Below are 672 nucleotides of genomic sequence, written 5' to 3'. Positions count from 1 at the left end.
CCGAAGGTCTGGAGGGAGACATGCAGCGAGGCAGTGACCGGCTGAGCGTCCACCGCGACGACGAGATGAAGCACGAACTGCAGGGTCTGCTCAGGTCCGGGCACCCCACCCGCACCGAGGAGTGGAACGACCCGGAGCCGTTCGCCGACGACGACCCGGAGGTCGCGTACGGCCCGGTGACGCCGGGCCGCGGACCGACGTCGATGGAGTCGCTCCGACTGGAGCTGGCCAGGATCCTGGGCCGTGGGGCGTTCCCCGCGGGGCCGCGCGAGCTGATGCGCGCGCTGGACCGGCGCAACGCGCCCGACGCGCTTGTCGAGGCGCTGGAACGACTGCCGCGCCAGGCCCGCTACGCCAACGTGCAGGAGCTGGCCGAGGCGCTGACGCGGTCACGGGAGACGGAGAACGCCTAGCCGGCCNNGGAGGGAAGGCCTCGGTCATGGCCGAGTTGGTCAAGGACGTGATGACTCCGGGCGTGGTCGCCGTACGCCCGGGCGCCTCGCTCGTCGAGGTGGCGCAGTTGATGCGCAGCCAGAACATCGGCGACGTGGTGGTGGCCGACGGGCAGCGGGTGGTCGGCCTGCTCACCGACCGTGACATCACGGTCCGGGCGGTCGCCGAGGGCACGGATCCGCTCGCGGTGAGCGCCGGATCGGTGTGCACCCCGGACAC

2 protein-coding genes are annotated in these 672 nt (G+C 72.2%); both read left to right on the top strand.

Annotation, left to right across the window (positions count from 1 at the left end; translation table 11 throughout):
* Window positions 1-20: 20 nt before the first annotated feature.
* Window positions 21-413, top strand: a complete 393-nt coding sequence (locus B7L92_RS38770) for a DUF2795 domain-containing protein (RefSeq protein ID WP_081241692.1) — start codon at window positions 21-23, stop codon at window positions 411-413.
* A gap of 26 nt (window positions 414-439) precedes the next feature.
* On the top strand, window positions 440-672 hold a 233-nt coding region (locus B7L92_RS38765; protein ID WP_143626540.1), incomplete at its 3' end, for a CBS domain-containing protein.

The sequence above is a fragment of the Streptomyces viridosporus genome (assembly GCF_002078235.1).
Lineage (GTDB): Bacteria > Actinomycetota > Actinomycetes > Streptomycetales > Streptomycetaceae > Streptomyces > Streptomyces viridosporus.
This window is presented reverse-complemented; position numbering and strand designations above follow the sequence as displayed.

What these genes read in the sequence shown, in the direction of transcription:
- B7L92_RS38770 (WP_081241692.1), top strand. Translation starts at nt 21, where the DNA reads ATGCAGCGAGGCAGTGACCGGCTGAGCGTCCACCGCGACGACGAGATG.